Raw genomic sequence first — 14,432 nt, forward strand, 5'->3', positions numbered from 1 at the left:
ATTGGAGGAATCATGTGGAGAAGATTCATCGCCCTGATGACCGTCGTGACGGCGATGGTCGCAGCGGGCGCGGTCACGGGCACCGCTCGGGCCGGTGGACCGAACCAGACCATCACCGGCGACGTGACCGGCGACGGACGCAGCGACCGGGTCACCCTGGTCGACGTGGACCCCGACGAATGCGGTGTGGTGGTGGAAGCGGGCTTGGACGGTGGCCGCTTCGATCTACCGGTCGCCCACTTCTACACCGACCCGCCGGGTGCGGGGACGCTCGACGACTGTCCCAACATCGGCACCGCCCTCGATCTCAGCGGGGACGGCTCGAACGACCTGCTGGTGGGATGGTCCAACGGCCGACCCGCCGGATCCGACGTCGACCTGCTGGTGTTGGAGAACTTCAGCGCGGCGGACGGCTTCGTCGCACTGCCCAACCCCGACTTCATCGGATCGGGGCACTTCAACGGTGATCTGCGCCGGGACATCTACCAGTGGTCCAACGCCGACCGTGCGTTTGCCACCTTTCTCAACGACGGCGGCAACCTCATCCCGGGCCCGATGCGGTTCTGCGGCAGCGGCCTGACCGCCAGGCTCTCCGACGTCGACCGCAACGGCACGATGGACGCGGTCATCACATACGAACAGGGCTGCGAGGACACCTCGTCGGGCGTGGTGGTGCTGCTCAGCTCCGGCACGGTGGTGCACCTCGAACGCAGTGCCGCAGGCACCACCCGGTGGACGGCCGCCGTGCAGGACGAGAACGGGAACGGCAATCCCGACGTGGTCACCACCAACGTCAACAACGGCGCGGTGAACCACTGGATCGGAGACGGTCGTGGCGCTTTCAGCAAGGCGCCGATCGCCAACGCCGACACCGCCACGACCACGGGCACCAGGAAGGTGGACATCCCGGTGCTGGCCAACGACATCGCGCCCGACAGCGCGAACCTGACCATCGCCACCCCGCCGTCACACGGCACGGTGCAGATCACGAGCCGCCGGACGGTGCTCTACACGCCGAACGCGTCACACGGATCAACCGACAGGTTCAGCTACCGGCTGACGCTCGGGGGACGCACCGTCAGCGCCTCTGTCGCCATCCGGTTCTGACCCGGGCAGCCGCATCACCGCTTCCGAACCGCCGGGTTCCTCCCGCGCAAGCGTGCGGGGGGAACCCGGCGAGGTATCAACCCACCGATCGGACTCGAAACCACAGCATGTGAGGGGGCAGCGATGTCCAGGAGAACAGGAACACGACGCGGAGTTTCGGCCGTACTGGCGCTCTGCCTCGGGCTGGTCGCGGCGGGCGCTCCGCCGTCCTGGCCGGCACAACCGGTACGGGCCGCCGCGCTCCCGCCCGGTTTCACCGACCAGGTGGTCTTCTCCGGGCTCGTCCAACCCACCAAACTCGTGTTCTCACCCGACGGCCGGATCTTCGTCGCGCAGAAGAACGGGATCATCAAGGTCTTCCACGGGTTGTCCGACCCCACCCCGACCACCTTCGCCGACCTGCGAACCAACGTCTACGACTATTCCGACCTGGGCCTGGTCGGGCTGGCGCTGCCGCCCGGCTTCCCCACCACCCACCCGTGGGTCTACGTCGGCTACACCTACGACGGTGTTGTCGGCGGGACCGCCCCGACCCATCGCGACACCTGCCCGGTGATCGGGAACTGCCTTTCCAGCGCCCGGGTGTCCCGCCTGCACATCAGCGGTGACGTGATGAACGGCACCGAGCGGGTGCTCCTGCACGACTGGTGCCAGCAGAGCGACACCCACTCGATCGGTGACATCGGGTTCGGCCCGGACGGGCGCCTCTACATCGCCGGTGGCGACGGGGCGTCCGGCAACACGATGGACTACGGCCAGCTCGGCACCCCGAGCAATCCGTGCGGCGACCCGCCGTCCCCGGTCGGTGGCCCGATGACCCCGCCGACGGCCGAGGGTGGGGCGCTACGGTCACAGGACCTGCGTACCACCGCGGATCCGACCGGCCTGGACGGGACGATCGTCCGGGTGCACGAGACCACGGGCAAGGCCCCGGCCGACAACCCGCTGGCGAAGAGCCCGGACGCGAACACCAAGCGGATCGTCGCGTACGGGCTGCGCAACCCGTTCCGCTGGGTGTTCCGGCCGGGCACCGGTGAGATCTGGGTCGGTGACGTCGGTTGGCGCAACTACGAGGAGATCGACCGGGTGGTGGCCCCGGTCGCCGGGCCGGTACGCAACTACGGCTGGCCCTGCTACGAGGGGCCCGCAGTGCAGGGCAACTACCGGGCGGCCCATCTCAACCTCTGCGACAGCCTCTACGCCGCACCCGCCGGTACGGTCACCGCGCCGCACTACAGCTACGCGCGTACGCAGGTGATTGCTCCGGGGGACGGGTGCCTGGTCGGCCGGGCCGTGATCAGTGGGCTCGCCTTCTATCCGAGGACCGGAGGCCGCTATCCGGCGACGTACGCCCGCGCGCTGTTCTTCTCCGACTTCCTGCGCGGCTGCGTCTGGGCCATGCTGGCGGGTCCGAACGGTGTACCGAACCCGGCCACGATCGTTCCCTTCGCCACGGCGGCCACCCCCGTCGACCTCCAGATCGGGCCGGAGGGAAACCTTTACTACGTGGATCTGTCCGGCGGGACAATCCGCCGGTTCCACTTCGGCTAGCCGGTTTCGTGGCGCGGACCGTGGACCCCGGCGGGCCCACGGTCCGCATCCTTCCCCAGGCCGAAGTCCTCGGTGCCGCCCGCCGACGCATGGCTGGCGGGCGGTGGCCGGCGGGTCGCCGTGATGGGGTGCGAACCTGTCGGTACGACCAGTGGTAACGCTACGAATCCGAGCGGTTGCTTTCAAGACTGCGGGAGAGCCGTCCAAAATGTCCGTTCGGGGGACTTGACGGGTAAATGCCCATTGCCCCTATCGTGCCCGTCCCGCCGCAGGTGCCAGGCGCAGCACCCGCAGCAGGCGTACGGTCGGCCCGCGTGCCACCGTCACCGTCGCGGCGGCCAGCACCCCGCCCAGGATCAGCCCGGCCAGTACGTCGTGCGGATAGTGCACCCCGGCCACCACCCGCAGGAGTGCGGTCAACCCGGCCAGCGGCAGGGTGAACAGGGCCAACCGGGGTACGACCAGCGCCAGACCCATCGCGAGCGCACCGGCGATGGTGGCGTGGTTGCTCGGGAACGACCAGTCGCCGACATCGGGGCAGGCGGCCAACGGCTGCACCCCGGCCAGCGCCCGGCACGGCCGCTCCTGGTCCACCACCAGCTTCGACGCCTCGCTCAGCGCGTACGCGGCACCGGTGGTGACGAGGACCAGCACCGCCCCGGCCAGCAGGAGCGGGTCGCGTCGCCGTCCGAGCCAGCCGATTCCGGCGACGAGTGCGAGCAGTATCAGCAGGGCCGCGTCGGTGGTCAGTTCGACCAGTCGGTGCAGCCACCCGGGGGTGCCGGCAATCGCCTCGACGATGGCCCGGTAACCGTCCGCCGAGACGCCGTCGGTCACCTTGATCACCGCCGGGTCGCCGAGCCCGCCGGGCGCGAGCCAGCCCACCAGCCCGGCTCCGCCCACCACGAGCCCCAACGCCGTCCAGAGCCGGACCGCTTGGCTCCCGGTACGGCGGCGCTGCGTCGGACCGCCCGCCCCCGTACCGGTACCGGTTGGTTCCGCTGACCGTTCCGTCGACCGTTCGCGCTCCGCCATGGTGAACACTGTATGAACGCGAGGTGGCCGCAGTCTTGTTCCGTTCGTCGGTGTCGCGACCCGACGAAGGTCAGTCGGGCTGGCCGGAGGCGGTCAGCCGGCCAGGCCGAGGGTGTCGGCGGCGGCCCAGCCGTTGGCGTGGCTCGCGCCGTACGTGGTGACGAAGGCGCGTACGCCCGCCGGTCGCCAGGTCGACGGCCAGCCCATCTCCACCACGGTCACCGCCTGGTCGACCGCCAGCGCCTCGATCAGCTCGGCCGCGCCCGGCAGCCGATGGACGTGCCGGCCGACCAGCACGATCGGCCGTCCGTCGGCCAGCTTCGCCAGCGTCTCCGGGTCGGTCTCGGCGGCCACCAGCGGCAACTGCTCGGTGCCGCCCAGGTGTGGTCCGAGGCCCCAGGGGACCCGCCCCTCCGCGATCGTCGAGCTGGAGACGAGTTGCACCACGAGCGGATCGTCCAGGCCGGACAGCACGCCCTCGACCCGTACCGCGCGCTTCGCGGCGGCGTACCCCAGGTTGCCGGCGGTGATCTCGGCGGTCCCGGCGGCCCGGGTCCAGGCGGCGAGGGCGTCGGCGCGACCGGCGGCCTCCTCGACCCGCTCGGTGGAGAGCCGGCCGTCGCGCAGCGCCGCGACGATCTCGGCGGCCACCTCCTCGACCAGGGCGGCGTCCACGTCGGCGCCGATGCAGAGCAGGTCGGCGCCCGCGTCCAGGGCGCGGACCGCGGCCGGGCCGATGCCACCGGCGGCCAGCGCCGCGCCCTTCATCTCCAGCGCGTCGGTGATCACCGCACCGGCGAAGCCGTATTCGCGGCGGAGCAGGTCGACCAGGACGGCCCGGCTGAAGGTGGCCGGACCGTCGCCGGTCAGCGCCGGCACCCGGATGTGCGCGGTCATGATCGCCTTGGTGTCGGCGGCGACCACCGCGGCGAACGGCGGCAGGTCGCGGACCCGGAGCAGGTCCAGCGGTACGTCCACGGTCGGCAGCTCGTAGTGCGAGTCGGCGATGGTGGCACCGTGACCGGGGAAGTGCTTGGCGCAGGCGGCGACCCCGACCGACTGGAGGCCGGCGACGGCGGCGGCGGAGTGCGCGGCGACCCGGACCGGGTCGGCGCCGAACGAGCGGGTGCCGATGATCGGGTTGTCGTCGGCGCTGTTGACGTCGACCGTCGGGGCCAGGTTGACGTTGATCCCGACGGCGGCGAGTTCGGCACCGATGGCCTGGTAGACCCGCCGGGTCAGGCCGACGTCGTTGACCGCGCCGAGCGCGGCGTTGCCCGGGTACGGGCTGCCGGTGGCGTGGGCCAGCCGGGTGACGTCGCCGCCCTCCTCGTCGATCGCGATCAGGACGTCCGGGCGGACCGCGCGCAGGGCGGCGGTGCTGGTCGCGACCTGGGCCGGGTCGGTGACGTTGCGGCCGAACAGGGTGTGGCCGGCGAGCCCGTCGGCGACCAGGCCGAGCGCCCAGTCGGGCGGCGAGTCGCCGGGAAAGGCGGCGAGCAGGGTACGCAGCGCCAACCGGCGGAGTCCTGGATCAGTCCCCACGTTGTCTCCTCTTCGCGGCCCCCACTGGTCCGAGTGTCGCACCAAGCAGGGCCATCTCGTGACCAACCGGTGCCCTGTCGGCTTACCGCCGGAGCACCGACTGGCCGTTACGCTACGGCTACTCGGTAAAGGCTAACCCATCTAATAACAAACTTTACTAATAATTAGGGGACCTGAATGGCTTCCACCCGGCTACCCGGCACGCCCCGGCTGCTACGCGCGCTCAACGACCGCGCCGCGCTCGAACTGCTGCTCTCGCAGGGGCCGCTGACCCGGGCGCAGCTCGGCGAGCTGACCGGGCTGTCCAAGGTGACCGCCTCCCAACTCGTCGAACGGCTGGAGGAGCGCGGGCTGGTCATCCGGGTCGGCGAGCAGGCCGGTGGGCGCGGGCCGAACGCCCAGCTCTACGCGGTCGAGCCGGGCAGCGCGCACGTGATCGGGGTGGACGTCGGCCCGGACCGGGTGGTCGCCGCCTGCGCCGACATCACCGGCAAGGTGATCGGCCGGGTGGAACAGTCCACCCGCGACACCGACGACCCGGTCGGCGTCGTACACAACGCGGTGGTCCAGGCGGCGAGCAGCGCCGGAGCGTCGCTGAGCAGCGTACGGCGGGTGGTGCTGGGTACGCCCGGTCTGGTCGACCCGACCACCGGCGACATCACCTTCGCGTTCAACCTGCCCCGCTGGCACCGGGGTCTGCTCGCCGCCCTCCGGGAGGACCTGCACACCCCGGTCGTGTTCGAGAACGACGTCAACCTCGCCGCCCTCGCCGAGGCACAGTCCGGTGCCGCCCGTGGCGTCGACGACTTCGTCCTGGTCTGGGTCGGTGTCGGTGTCGGTCTGGCCATCGTGCTGAACGGCAAGCTGCACCACGGCAGCAGCGGCGCGGCCGGCGAGATCGGCTACCTGCCGGTGCCCGGCGCACCCATCCCGCGTGACGTCTCCCGCCGGGCCAAGCCCGCGTTCCAGCAGCTCGCCGCCGCCGACGCGGTCCGGGTGGTCGCCCGCGAGCACGGCTTCCGGGCCCAGACCGCCGCGGACGCGGTACGCGCCGCGATCGCCGCCGGCACCGAGGGCGGTCAACTGCTGGACGAACTCGCCCGCCGGCTCGCGCTCGGGGTGGCCAGCACCTGCGTCGTGCTCGACCCGCCGCTGGTGGTGCTGGCCGGCGAGGTCGGTCAGGCCGGCGGCAGTGCGCTGGCCGAGCGGGTGCAGCACGAGGTCGCGGCGATCACCCTGGTCACGCCACGGGTGGTGGTGACCGAGCTGACCGACGAGCCGGTGCTGCGCGGCGCGCTGCGTACAGCCCTCGACGCGGTCCGGGACGAGGTGTTCGGCTCGACCGTCGGCTAGTTACCCGGTGGTTACCCAAGCTCCCTCGACATCGATGAACGTCGCACTATAGCGTTCCGTCATCCGGTGATCCAGATCCAGGATCATCGATCCCCTGGGGAGGAGTGACGGTGACTGTTCGGTTTTCCTCACGGCGTGCGAGCTACCTGCTCGGCGCCGCCCTGATCCTGGCCGCCGGTCCGGCCGGCCAACCCGCGCTGGCCGCCGGCCCGACCGACGTTCCCGGCAACGGTCCGGCGGTGGCCGGCGCCGAGGTACGGTCGCCGCTGGCCGGCGCGTTCGACCGGGCGGCGGCGCGGTACCAGGTGCCGGCCGACCTGCTCGCCGCGCTCGGCTACGCCGAAACCCGGCTCGACGGGCACGGTGGCGCCCCGAGCGCGTCCGGCGGGTACGGCGTCATGCACCTGACCAGCAACCCGAAACTGCGCACCCTGGACCTGGCGGCGACGCTCACCGGCCTCGAGCCGGCCGTACTGCGTACCGACAGCACGGCCAACGTCCTCGGTGCGGCGGCGGTGCTGCGCTCGTACGCCGACGCCGCCGGGTTGGACGCGACCCAGCGCGCCGACGTCGACCACTGGTACCTCCCGGTCGTTCGGTACGGCGGCGCCGGTGACCCGGCCGTCGCCCGGCTCTACGCCGACGCCGTGTACGACCTGCTCGGCACCGGTTTCAGCGCTCCGTCCGTCACCTCGGTCGCCCCCCGGACCGTCTCGCCGCAGCGGCGCGGGTACGCCACCGTCGCCCCGCTCGGCTCCTCCGCCAACGCCGGCACCGGCGGGGTGGGCACCCTCAGCACCGACTACGGCCCGGCCGCCTGGGCGCCGGCGTACTCCGGGAACTACACCGCGTCGAGTCGCGAGTCGGCGTACCCGATCAACTACGTGATCATCCACGTGGCGCAGGGGTCGTACGCCGGCACGGTGAACTGGTTCCAGAACTCGGCCGCCGGGGTGAGCGCCCACTACACCTTCCGCTCCTCCGACGGCGCCGTCACCCAGTCCGTACGCGACAAGGACATCGCCTGGCACGCCGGCAACTGGACGTACAACACCCAGTCGATCGGGATCGAACACGAGGGTTACGTCAACCAGGCGTCCTGGTTCACCGACGCGATGTACCGGGCGTCCGCCGCGCTGACCCGGCACCTGTGCGACAAGTACGGCATCCCCAAGGACCGGTCGCACATCATCGGGCACAACCAGGTCCCCGGTGCCACCCACACCGACCCCGGCCCGAACTGGAACTGGACCACCTACATGCAGTACGTCACCGGCTCCGGTGGCGGTGGCGGCGGCTGGGCGTCCACCGTGGACAACACCACCTCGGGCCGGTTCACGGCGAGCGCCAACTGGGGCGTGTCGACGTACTCCGCGCAGCGTCAGGGGGTCGACTACCGGTACGCCAACCCGGTCGCCGCCAGCGACGTCGCCTGGTACAGGTTCAACGTGCCGGCGACGGCGAGTTACCGGGTCGACGTCTGGTACCCGGCCGACCCCGGCTACAACGACTCCACCCCGTACGTGGTGGCGACGCCGAGCGGGAACCAGACTGTGATCGTCAACCAGCGCACCGGCGGCGGGCAGTGGCGCTCGCTGGGCTCCTTCACCCTCGCCGCCGGTGACGCCAACAAGGTCGGGGTGAGCCGCTGGGCCTCCGGCACCGGTTACGTGATCGCCGACGCCGTCCGCCTCACCCGCCTCTGATCTCAAGGGCGGCAGCAGGGGCACGGTCAGTAGCGAGCAGGGGAGGGGCACCCGGTCAGACCGGGCGCCCCTCCCCGGTCACACCAGGTCCCGCTTGCGGAAGTTGGCGAACGAGGCGAGCACGAAAGCGCCCACCACGACCAGCAGCACCAGCAGCGCCGCCGGCCAACCCAGCACGTACTGGGTGACCTGGCAGTAGCCGGCGGGGCCCGGGTCGCAGACGAAGCCCTGGTCGGTGAGGTGGAGTTGGCCGAGCACCCAGGCGCCGACATAGGTGGAGAGCATCAGGACGTCCGGGCGCGGGGCGTCGATGATCTCCATGACGATCCGGCCGCCGCCCTCCCAGATCACCGCGTAACCCGCGAGCACGCCCAGCGCGGCGGCGGTGTGCCGGCCCAGAACCGCGATCGCGAAGCCCAGCGCGGCCACCAGCAGGGTCAGGAACCACCCCCGGACCGTGGTGGTCAGGATCGTGTTCCAGAAGTCCGCGTCCAGGATGCCGGGGTAGCCACGCGTCTGGCCGACCAACCAGAACGCACCCAGGTACAGCACCGAGGAGACCATCGACAGTCCGAGTACGGCACCGAGCAGGGTGCCCAGCTTGGTTCCGAGTACGGTGAGCCGCTGCGGTCGCCAGAGCAGCAGGTTGGTCATCCCGCCCGAGTTCAGGTCGGCACCGATGTACGACGCCCCGACCAGGAAACCGAACAGCGCGAGGAACGTGATCAGGAAGTACACCAGCCCCGGCATCTGCCGTTCGAAGACGAACACCCCGGTCAGGTAGTCCTCGATCTGCGGCGTACGGGTGTACATCTCGTCGCAGTCGACCGGGTAGTTGGACCGGAACTCCTCCGGGTTCTCCTCGCGGGCTTCCCGGCACTCGCGCAGCCAGCGTTCGTTTGCGTCGATCTGCTCCTGCACCGCGACCCGCGCCCGTTCGACCTCGCCCGCACTGGGTTGGCGCGACCCGGCGATGGTGGTGACGACGGTGATCGTGAACGCGACCACCAGCACCGCCAGCATGAGCTGGACGAAACGTCGGGCACCCAGCCGCTCCAACTCGGCCTGGATGAGATTCACGCCTTCGTCCCCTCGTCGGTGGTGACCGGCGCTCCCGCACCGATGGCGGCCGGTGGTTTCCCGTCATCCGCGGTGGAGCCCAGCTCGATCTGCGCCGCCGGTCCGTGGCCCGTGTCCGGGCGCTGCGGCAGCACCGAGTCGTCGACCTGGTGCGGGTTGCCCTGCTGCGGCACGGTTCCGGTGAGTTCGAGGAAGACGCTCTCCAGGTCCGGGGTGAGCGGGGTCAGCTCGCGTACCCAGAGGTCCTGCTCGCCGAGGATGCGGCTGAGCGCGGCCGGATCGGACACCCCGGAGACCACCAGACGGTCGGGGTAGGTGACCACGTCGTGCCCGGCGCCCGTGATCAGTTCCGTGGCGCGGTCCTCCGGGTCGTCGACCCGTACCAGGTATTCGCCCCGGTCGAAGCCGGCCAGCACCTCGCCGACGGTTCCGGAGGTAACCCGCCGCCCCCGCGAGATGATGGTCACGTGGTCGCAGATCAGCTCGATCTCGGCCAGGATGTGACTGGAGACCAGGACGGTGACCCCGGACGACGCCAGGTCGCGGACCAGGTCCCGCATCTCCCGGATCCCGGCCGGGTCGAGCCCGTTCGCCGGCTCGTCGAGGATCAGCAGCTCCGGGTTCTTGAGCAGGGCCGAGGCGACCGCCAGCCGCTGCTTCATGCCGAGGGAGTAACCCTTGACCCGGTCTTCGGCCCGGTCCCGCAGACCGACCCGTTCGAGCACCTCGTCCACCCGTACCGGCTCGACCCCGCCGGCGGTGGCGAGCAGCCGCAGGGTGCGCCGGCCGGTGAAGTTGCCGAAGAACTGCGGGCTCTCCACGATCGCACCGAACCGGGGCGCGACCGCCGGCAGCCGTTCCGGCGCCGGTTCACCGAGCACCCGCATGCTTCCGGCGTCGGCCCGGACCAGGCCGAGCAGCGTACGCAGGGTGGTGGTCTTGCCCGAGCCGTTGGGGCCGAGGAAACCGTGCACCTGCCCCGCCTCGACCAGCATGTCGAACCCGTCGAGTGCGACCCTCGGCTCGCCCCGCAGGGGGCGGAAGCTCTTACGCAGCCCGTGTATCTCGATGACCGCGCTCACGCGACCCCCTCGCCGCGTCCGCCCATGTGGACCTCCGGTCCGTTCAGCGTGATCAATGACACGGCGCCCCACCTTACGGGGAGGCCGCCGTCCGTGGGGGGCGGCGACGCGTGCGTGGTTGGATGGACGGGTGCCTACTGACCTGGTCCACAACGTCGCCGGTGCCGTTGCCACCGGCCCGAACCCGAGCCCGGCCAGCGACGACCTGGTGATCGACCTCGCCGGGGTGAACGTGGTCCGCACCGGTGCGTTCCTGCTGCGGGACCTGAGCTGGCGGGTGGAGCTGGACGAGCGCTGGGTGGTGCTCGGCCCCAACGGCGCGGGGAAGACGACCCTGCTCAATCTGGCCGGCGGCCGGTCGCACCCGACCAGCGGCACGGTGCACGTGCTCGGGGAGAAGATCGGCCGCACCGACATGGCCGAGTTGCGTACCCGGATCGGGCTCACCACGGCCGGGTTGGCCGAGCGGATCCCGGGCGACGAGTCCGTACGCGACGTGGTGCTGACCGCGGCCTGGTCGGTGGTCGGCCGGTGGCGGGAGAGCTACGACGCGGTGGACGAGGCGCGGGCGCGGGCCCTGCTGGACCAGTTCGGCGTCGCCGGGCTGGCCGACCGGCGTTACGGCACCCTGTCCGAGGGGGAGCGCAAGCGGGTGCAGATCGCCCGTGCCCTGATGACCGACCCCGAGTTGCTGCTCCTGGACGAGCCGGCGGCCGGGCTCGACCTGGGCGGGCGCGAGGACCTGGTCGGCCGGCTGGCCGGACTGGCCCGGGACCCGGACGCCCCGGCCCTGGTGCTGATCACCCACCACGTGGAGGAGATCCCGCCGGGCTTCACCCACGCGCTCCTGCTGCGCGAGGGCGGCATCGTCGCCCAGGGTCTGCTCGGTGACACCATCACCGGGGACAACCTCTCCCGTACGTTCGGCCTGCCGCTCACCGTCGAACGCTCCGGGGACCGCTTCACCGCCCGCGCCGCCTGAGCCGTCCGACCGGTGCCGCCAAATATGGACAAGTGCCGTCATGTTGACGTGACTGTTAATTAAATTTACTGTTCCTTCATCGATACGTGTCGTCATGTCGATCCGATCGTCAGGGGAACAGGATGAACAGATTCCGTCGGCTGGCGACGCTGGTGTCCGCCACCGCGCTGGCCGTGACCGCAGCCCTGCTGGTGGCTCCGGGCGCGTACGCGGCGACCGCCAGTTTCACCAAGACCCAGGACTGGGGCAGTGGCTACGAGGCCCTGTTCACCGTCCGCAACAACACGACCAGCACGATCACCGGCTGGCGGGTCGAGTTCGACCTGGCCGCCGGCTCGACCATCGGCAGTTCCTGGGACGCGACCCGGACCACCTCCGGTAACCGCCACAGTTTCGTCAACCAGTCCTGGAACGGAACCCTCGCCGCCGGAGCGAGCACCACCTTCGGCTTCACCGTGTCGGGCACCGGCACCCCGACCAACTGCACCGTCAACGGCGGTTCGTGCACCGGCGGCGGAGGCGGCGGTGACACCCAGGCACCCACCATCCCCGGCAACCTGCGCAGCACCTCGGTCACCTCGACCAGTGTCTCCCTCGCCTGGAACGCCGCCACCGACAACGTCGCGGTGACCGGCTACGACATCTACCGGGGCGGGACTCTCGCGACCACGGTCACCGGCACCGGCGGCACCGTCGGCGGGCTGGCCGCCGCGACGGCGTACACCTTCACGGTCCGGGCGCGGGACGCGGCCGGCAACCTGTCGGCGGTGAGCAACCAGGTCACCGCGACCACCGCCTCCGGCGGGGGCGGCGGCACCACCCCGGCGGCGATCAACGGCCAGCTCCGGGTCTGCGGCGTCAAGCTCTGCAACCAGTACGGGCGCCCGATCCAGTTGCGCGGCATGAGCACGCACGGCATCCAGTGGTACGCCCAGTGTGTCAACAACAACTCCCTCGACGCGCTCGCCAACGACTGGCGTGCCGACGTGCTCCGGATCTCGATGTACATCCAGGAGGACGGTTACGAGACCGACCCGCGCGGCTTCACCGACCGGGTGCACGACTTCATCGAGCGGGCCACCGCCCGGGGCCTCTACGCGATCGTCGACTGGCACATGCTCGATCCGGGCGACCCGAACTTCAACCTCAGCCGGGCCCGTACCTTCTTCACCGAGATCGCCAGCCGGCACAGGGACAAGACCAACATCCTGTACGAGGTGGCGAACGAGCCGAACGGCGTCGGCTGGTCGACCATCAAGTCGTACGCCGAGCAGATCATCCCGGTGATCCGCGCGCAGGACCCCGACGGGGTGGTGCTGGTCGGCACCCGCGCCTGGTCCTCGCTCGGGCTCTCCGACGGTGCCAGCGAGACCGAGGTGGTCAACAACCCGGTCAACGCCACCAACATCATGTACACCTTCCACTTCTACGCCGCCTCGCACGGCACGTCGTACCTGAACGCGCTGAGCAGGGCCGCCGACCGGATCCCGATGTTCGTCACCGAGTTCGGCACCCAGACCGCCTCCGGTGACGGTGCGAACAACTTCACCCAGGCGCAGGCGTACCTGGATCTGATGGCCAGCAAGCAGATCAGCTGGGTCAACTGGAACTTCTCCGACGACTTCCGGTCCGGTGCCGTCTTCAACACCGGCACCTGCAACGGCACCACGTACGCCGGCACCGCCGTACTCAAGCCCGCCGGCGTCTGGATCCGCGACCGCACCCGCACCCCCGACAACTTCCCCACGTCCTAACCTGCGGGGGCCGCCGCCCCCTGCCGAGAACACCCGCTTTTGTAGAGAAAGAGGGGCTATCCGACTCGGGATAGCCCCTCTTTCTCTACATGAGTGCGCCCGGGGGCTTGCCAGGGATTATGTGTTGTGTAATCTAATGTCATGACACAGAACGCGGCGGTCGCGCCCAAGCTCAGCAACCCGATCAAGGCAGTCTCGGTGGTCAGCACCGGCACGGTGGACATCCGCCCGCAGCACGTGCGGTCGAACGGCACCCCGTTCCTGTGGTGGCTGATGACCTCACGCCGGTGGACCGACCCACGACCGATCAACGTCTACGTGATCGAGCGGGAGGACGGTCTCGTCCTGTTCGACACCGGGCAGGACCGGGCCTCGGTCACCGACCCGAACTACTTCCCGACCTCCGGCCTGACCGGCCTGATCTACCGGCGGCTCGCCCGGTTCCAGATCGACTCGGACCAGACGCTGACCGCCCGACTGGCCAGCATCGGTTACGACATCGCCGACGTGCACACCGTCGTGCTGTCGCACCTGCACCAGGACCACATCGGCGGCCTGTCCGAGCTGCGCCACGCCGAGATCGTCGTCGACCAGCGCGAGTGGGACGACCTGCACCAGCCGAACCCCGAGAACCGGGGCATGCTCACCAGTCACATCAACCTGCCCGGTCTGCGCTGGCGGCAGGTGACGCCACGCGCGACGAACGACCCGGCCGTCGCACCGTTCACCGCCGCCCACGACCTCTTCGGCGACGGCACCCTCGTCCTGCTGCCCACACCGGGACACACCCCCGGCTCGCTGTCGCTGCTCGTACGCCAGCCCGGCGCGACCCCGCTGCTGATGGTCGGTGACGTCACCTACGACGTGCACCTCATGCAGGACGGACACATCCCCGGCGTAGGCGAACGCGCCCGGCTGCGCGAGACGACCCGCGCGATCAACACCCTGCGCGGCCGGTACCCGAACCTCGCCGTCCTGCCCGCACACGACCCCGCCGCTGGCGGCCACCTCTCCGGCAGCTCCTGGGCCGAGCGAGCCGGCGTAACAACGGCAAGCTGACCGCTGCGAAAGCCCGAACACCCGCCGCCGCCGACCCGCCGCCGACCCGCCGTCGATCATGAAGTTAGCGACACTTTTCGGCGGTTGGGGTCAAGTGGTGAGTGCAATCGTTAAGCGGTGATGAGTTGTGCCAGGCGCTGGGCTGGGGTGGCCCAGTCCAGTGTCTGGCGGGGTCGGG

Annotated in this window: 11 protein-coding genes; 7 read left to right on the forward strand and 4 right to left on the reverse strand. The window is 70.6% G+C overall.

The window, feature by feature from the left end; genetic code table 11:
• The first annotated feature begins 12 nt into the window (after positions 1-12).
• The gene (locus ACWEFB_RS04225; RefSeq protein WP_452282076.1) at positions 13-1,107 is read left to right on the forward strand and encodes an Ig-like domain-containing protein; all 1,095 of its coding nucleotides are present in this window, start codon (positions 13-15) and stop codon (positions 1,105-1,107) included.
• Between the two features lie 123 nt (positions 1,108-1,230).
• Positions 1,231-2,658, forward strand: a complete 1,428-nt coding sequence (locus ACWEFB_RS04230; protein WP_452282078.1) for a PQQ-dependent sugar dehydrogenase — start codon at positions 1,231-1,233, stop codon at positions 2,656-2,658.
• 249 nt (positions 2,659-2,907) lie between these two features.
• Here the strand turns inward: ACWEFB_RS04230 and ACWEFB_RS04235 are convergent, their stop codons facing one another.
• Positions 2,908-3,693, reverse strand: coding sequence for a phosphatase PAP2 family protein (locus ACWEFB_RS04235; protein WP_452282080.1), 786 nt, complete (start codon positions 3,691-3,693; stop codon positions 2,908-2,910).
• A 93-nt stretch (positions 3,694-3,786) separates the two neighbouring features.
• On the reverse strand, positions 3,787-5,238 hold the full coding sequence (locus ACWEFB_RS04240) for a glycoside hydrolase family 3 protein (protein ID WP_452282082.1): 1,452 nt from the start codon (positions 5,236-5,238) through the stop codon (positions 3,787-3,789).
• Positions 5,239-5,415: 177 nt separating this feature from the next.
• Here ACWEFB_RS04240 and ACWEFB_RS04245 point away from each other — a divergent pair, with 177 nt between their 5' ends.
• The gene (locus tag ACWEFB_RS04245) at positions 5,416-6,591 is read left to right on the forward strand and encodes an ROK family transcriptional regulator (RefSeq protein WP_452282084.1); all 1,176 of its coding nucleotides are present in this window, start codon (positions 5,416-5,418) and stop codon (positions 6,589-6,591) included.
• Positions 6,592-6,701: 110 nt separating this feature from the next.
• Positions 6,702-8,297, forward strand: coding sequence for a golvesin C-terminal-like domain-containing protein (locus ACWEFB_RS04250; protein ID WP_452282086.1), 1,596 nt, complete (start codon positions 6,702-6,704; stop codon positions 8,295-8,297).
• Between the two features lie 78 nt (positions 8,298-8,375).
• Here ACWEFB_RS04250 and ACWEFB_RS04255 read toward each other — a convergent pair whose 3' ends face one another.
• Both ACWEFB_RS04255 and ACWEFB_RS04260 read right to left on the reverse strand, forming a co-directional pair.
• Complete coding sequence (locus ACWEFB_RS04255; RefSeq protein WP_452282088.1) at positions 8,376-9,377, reverse strand: ABC transporter permease subunit; 1,002 nt, start codon at positions 9,375-9,377, stop codon at positions 8,376-8,378.
• Complete coding sequence (locus ACWEFB_RS04260; protein ID WP_452282090.1) at positions 9,374-10,459, reverse strand: ABC transporter ATP-binding protein; 1,086 nt, start codon at positions 10,457-10,459, stop codon at positions 9,374-9,376. The genes ACWEFB_RS04255 and ACWEFB_RS04260 overlap by 4 nt, the downstream gene beginning before the upstream one ends.
• Before the next feature lie 55 nt (positions 10,460-10,514).
• Here ACWEFB_RS04260 and ACWEFB_RS04265 point away from each other — a divergent pair, with 55 nt between their 5' ends.
• The 3 genes from ACWEFB_RS04265 to ACWEFB_RS04275 all read left to right on the forward strand — a co-directional run bounded on the left by ACWEFB_RS04265 (position 10,515) and on the right by ACWEFB_RS04275 (position 14,254).
• Positions 10,515-11,441 (forward strand): ABC transporter ATP-binding protein, encoded by a 927-nt coding sequence (locus ACWEFB_RS04265; RefSeq protein WP_452282092.1) that lies wholly within the window; start codon positions 10,515-10,517, stop codon positions 11,439-11,441.
• Between the two features lie 122 nt (positions 11,442-11,563).
• On the forward strand, positions 11,564-13,195 hold the full coding sequence (locus ACWEFB_RS04270) for a cellulase family glycosylhydrolase (RefSeq protein ID WP_452282094.1): 1,632 nt from the start codon (positions 11,564-11,566) through the stop codon (positions 13,193-13,195).
• A gap of 141 nt (positions 13,196-13,336) precedes the next feature.
• Positions 13,337-14,254, forward strand: a complete 918-nt coding sequence (locus ACWEFB_RS04275) for an N-acyl homoserine lactonase family protein (protein WP_452282096.1) — start codon at positions 13,337-13,339, stop codon at positions 14,252-14,254.
• The last annotated feature ends 178 nt before the right edge of the window (positions 14,255-14,432 follow it).

This window comes from Micromonospora sp. NPDC004704 (assembly GCF_053601675.1).

Bases quoted from the DNA above. Each gene is read 5' to 3' on its own strand.
- ACWEFB_RS04225 (WP_452282076.1), top strand. From the start codon at position 13: ATGTGGAGAAGATTCATCGCCCTGATGACCGTCGTGACGGCGATGGTC.
- ACWEFB_RS04230 (WP_452282078.1), top strand. From the start codon at position 1,231: ATGTCCAGGAGAACAGGAACACGACGCGGAGTTTCGGCCGTACTGGCG.
- ACWEFB_RS04235 (WP_452282080.1), bottom strand. From the start codon at position 3,693: ATGGCGGAGCGCGAACGGTCGACGGAACGGTCAGCGGAACCAACCGGT.
- ACWEFB_RS04245 (WP_452282084.1), top strand. From the start codon at position 5,416: ATGGCTTCCACCCGGCTACCCGGCACGCCCCGGCTGCTACGCGCGCTC.
- ACWEFB_RS04265 (WP_452282092.1), top strand. From the start codon at position 10,515: ATGACACGGCGCCCCACCTTACGGGGAGGCCGCCGTCCGTGGGGGGCG.
- ACWEFB_RS04270 (WP_452282094.1), top strand. From the start codon at position 11,564: ATGAACAGATTCCGTCGGCTGGCGACGCTGGTGTCCGCCACCGCGCTG.
- ACWEFB_RS04275 (WP_452282096.1), top strand. From the start codon at position 13,337: ATGACACAGAACGCGGCGGTCGCGCCCAAGCTCAGCAACCCGATCAAG.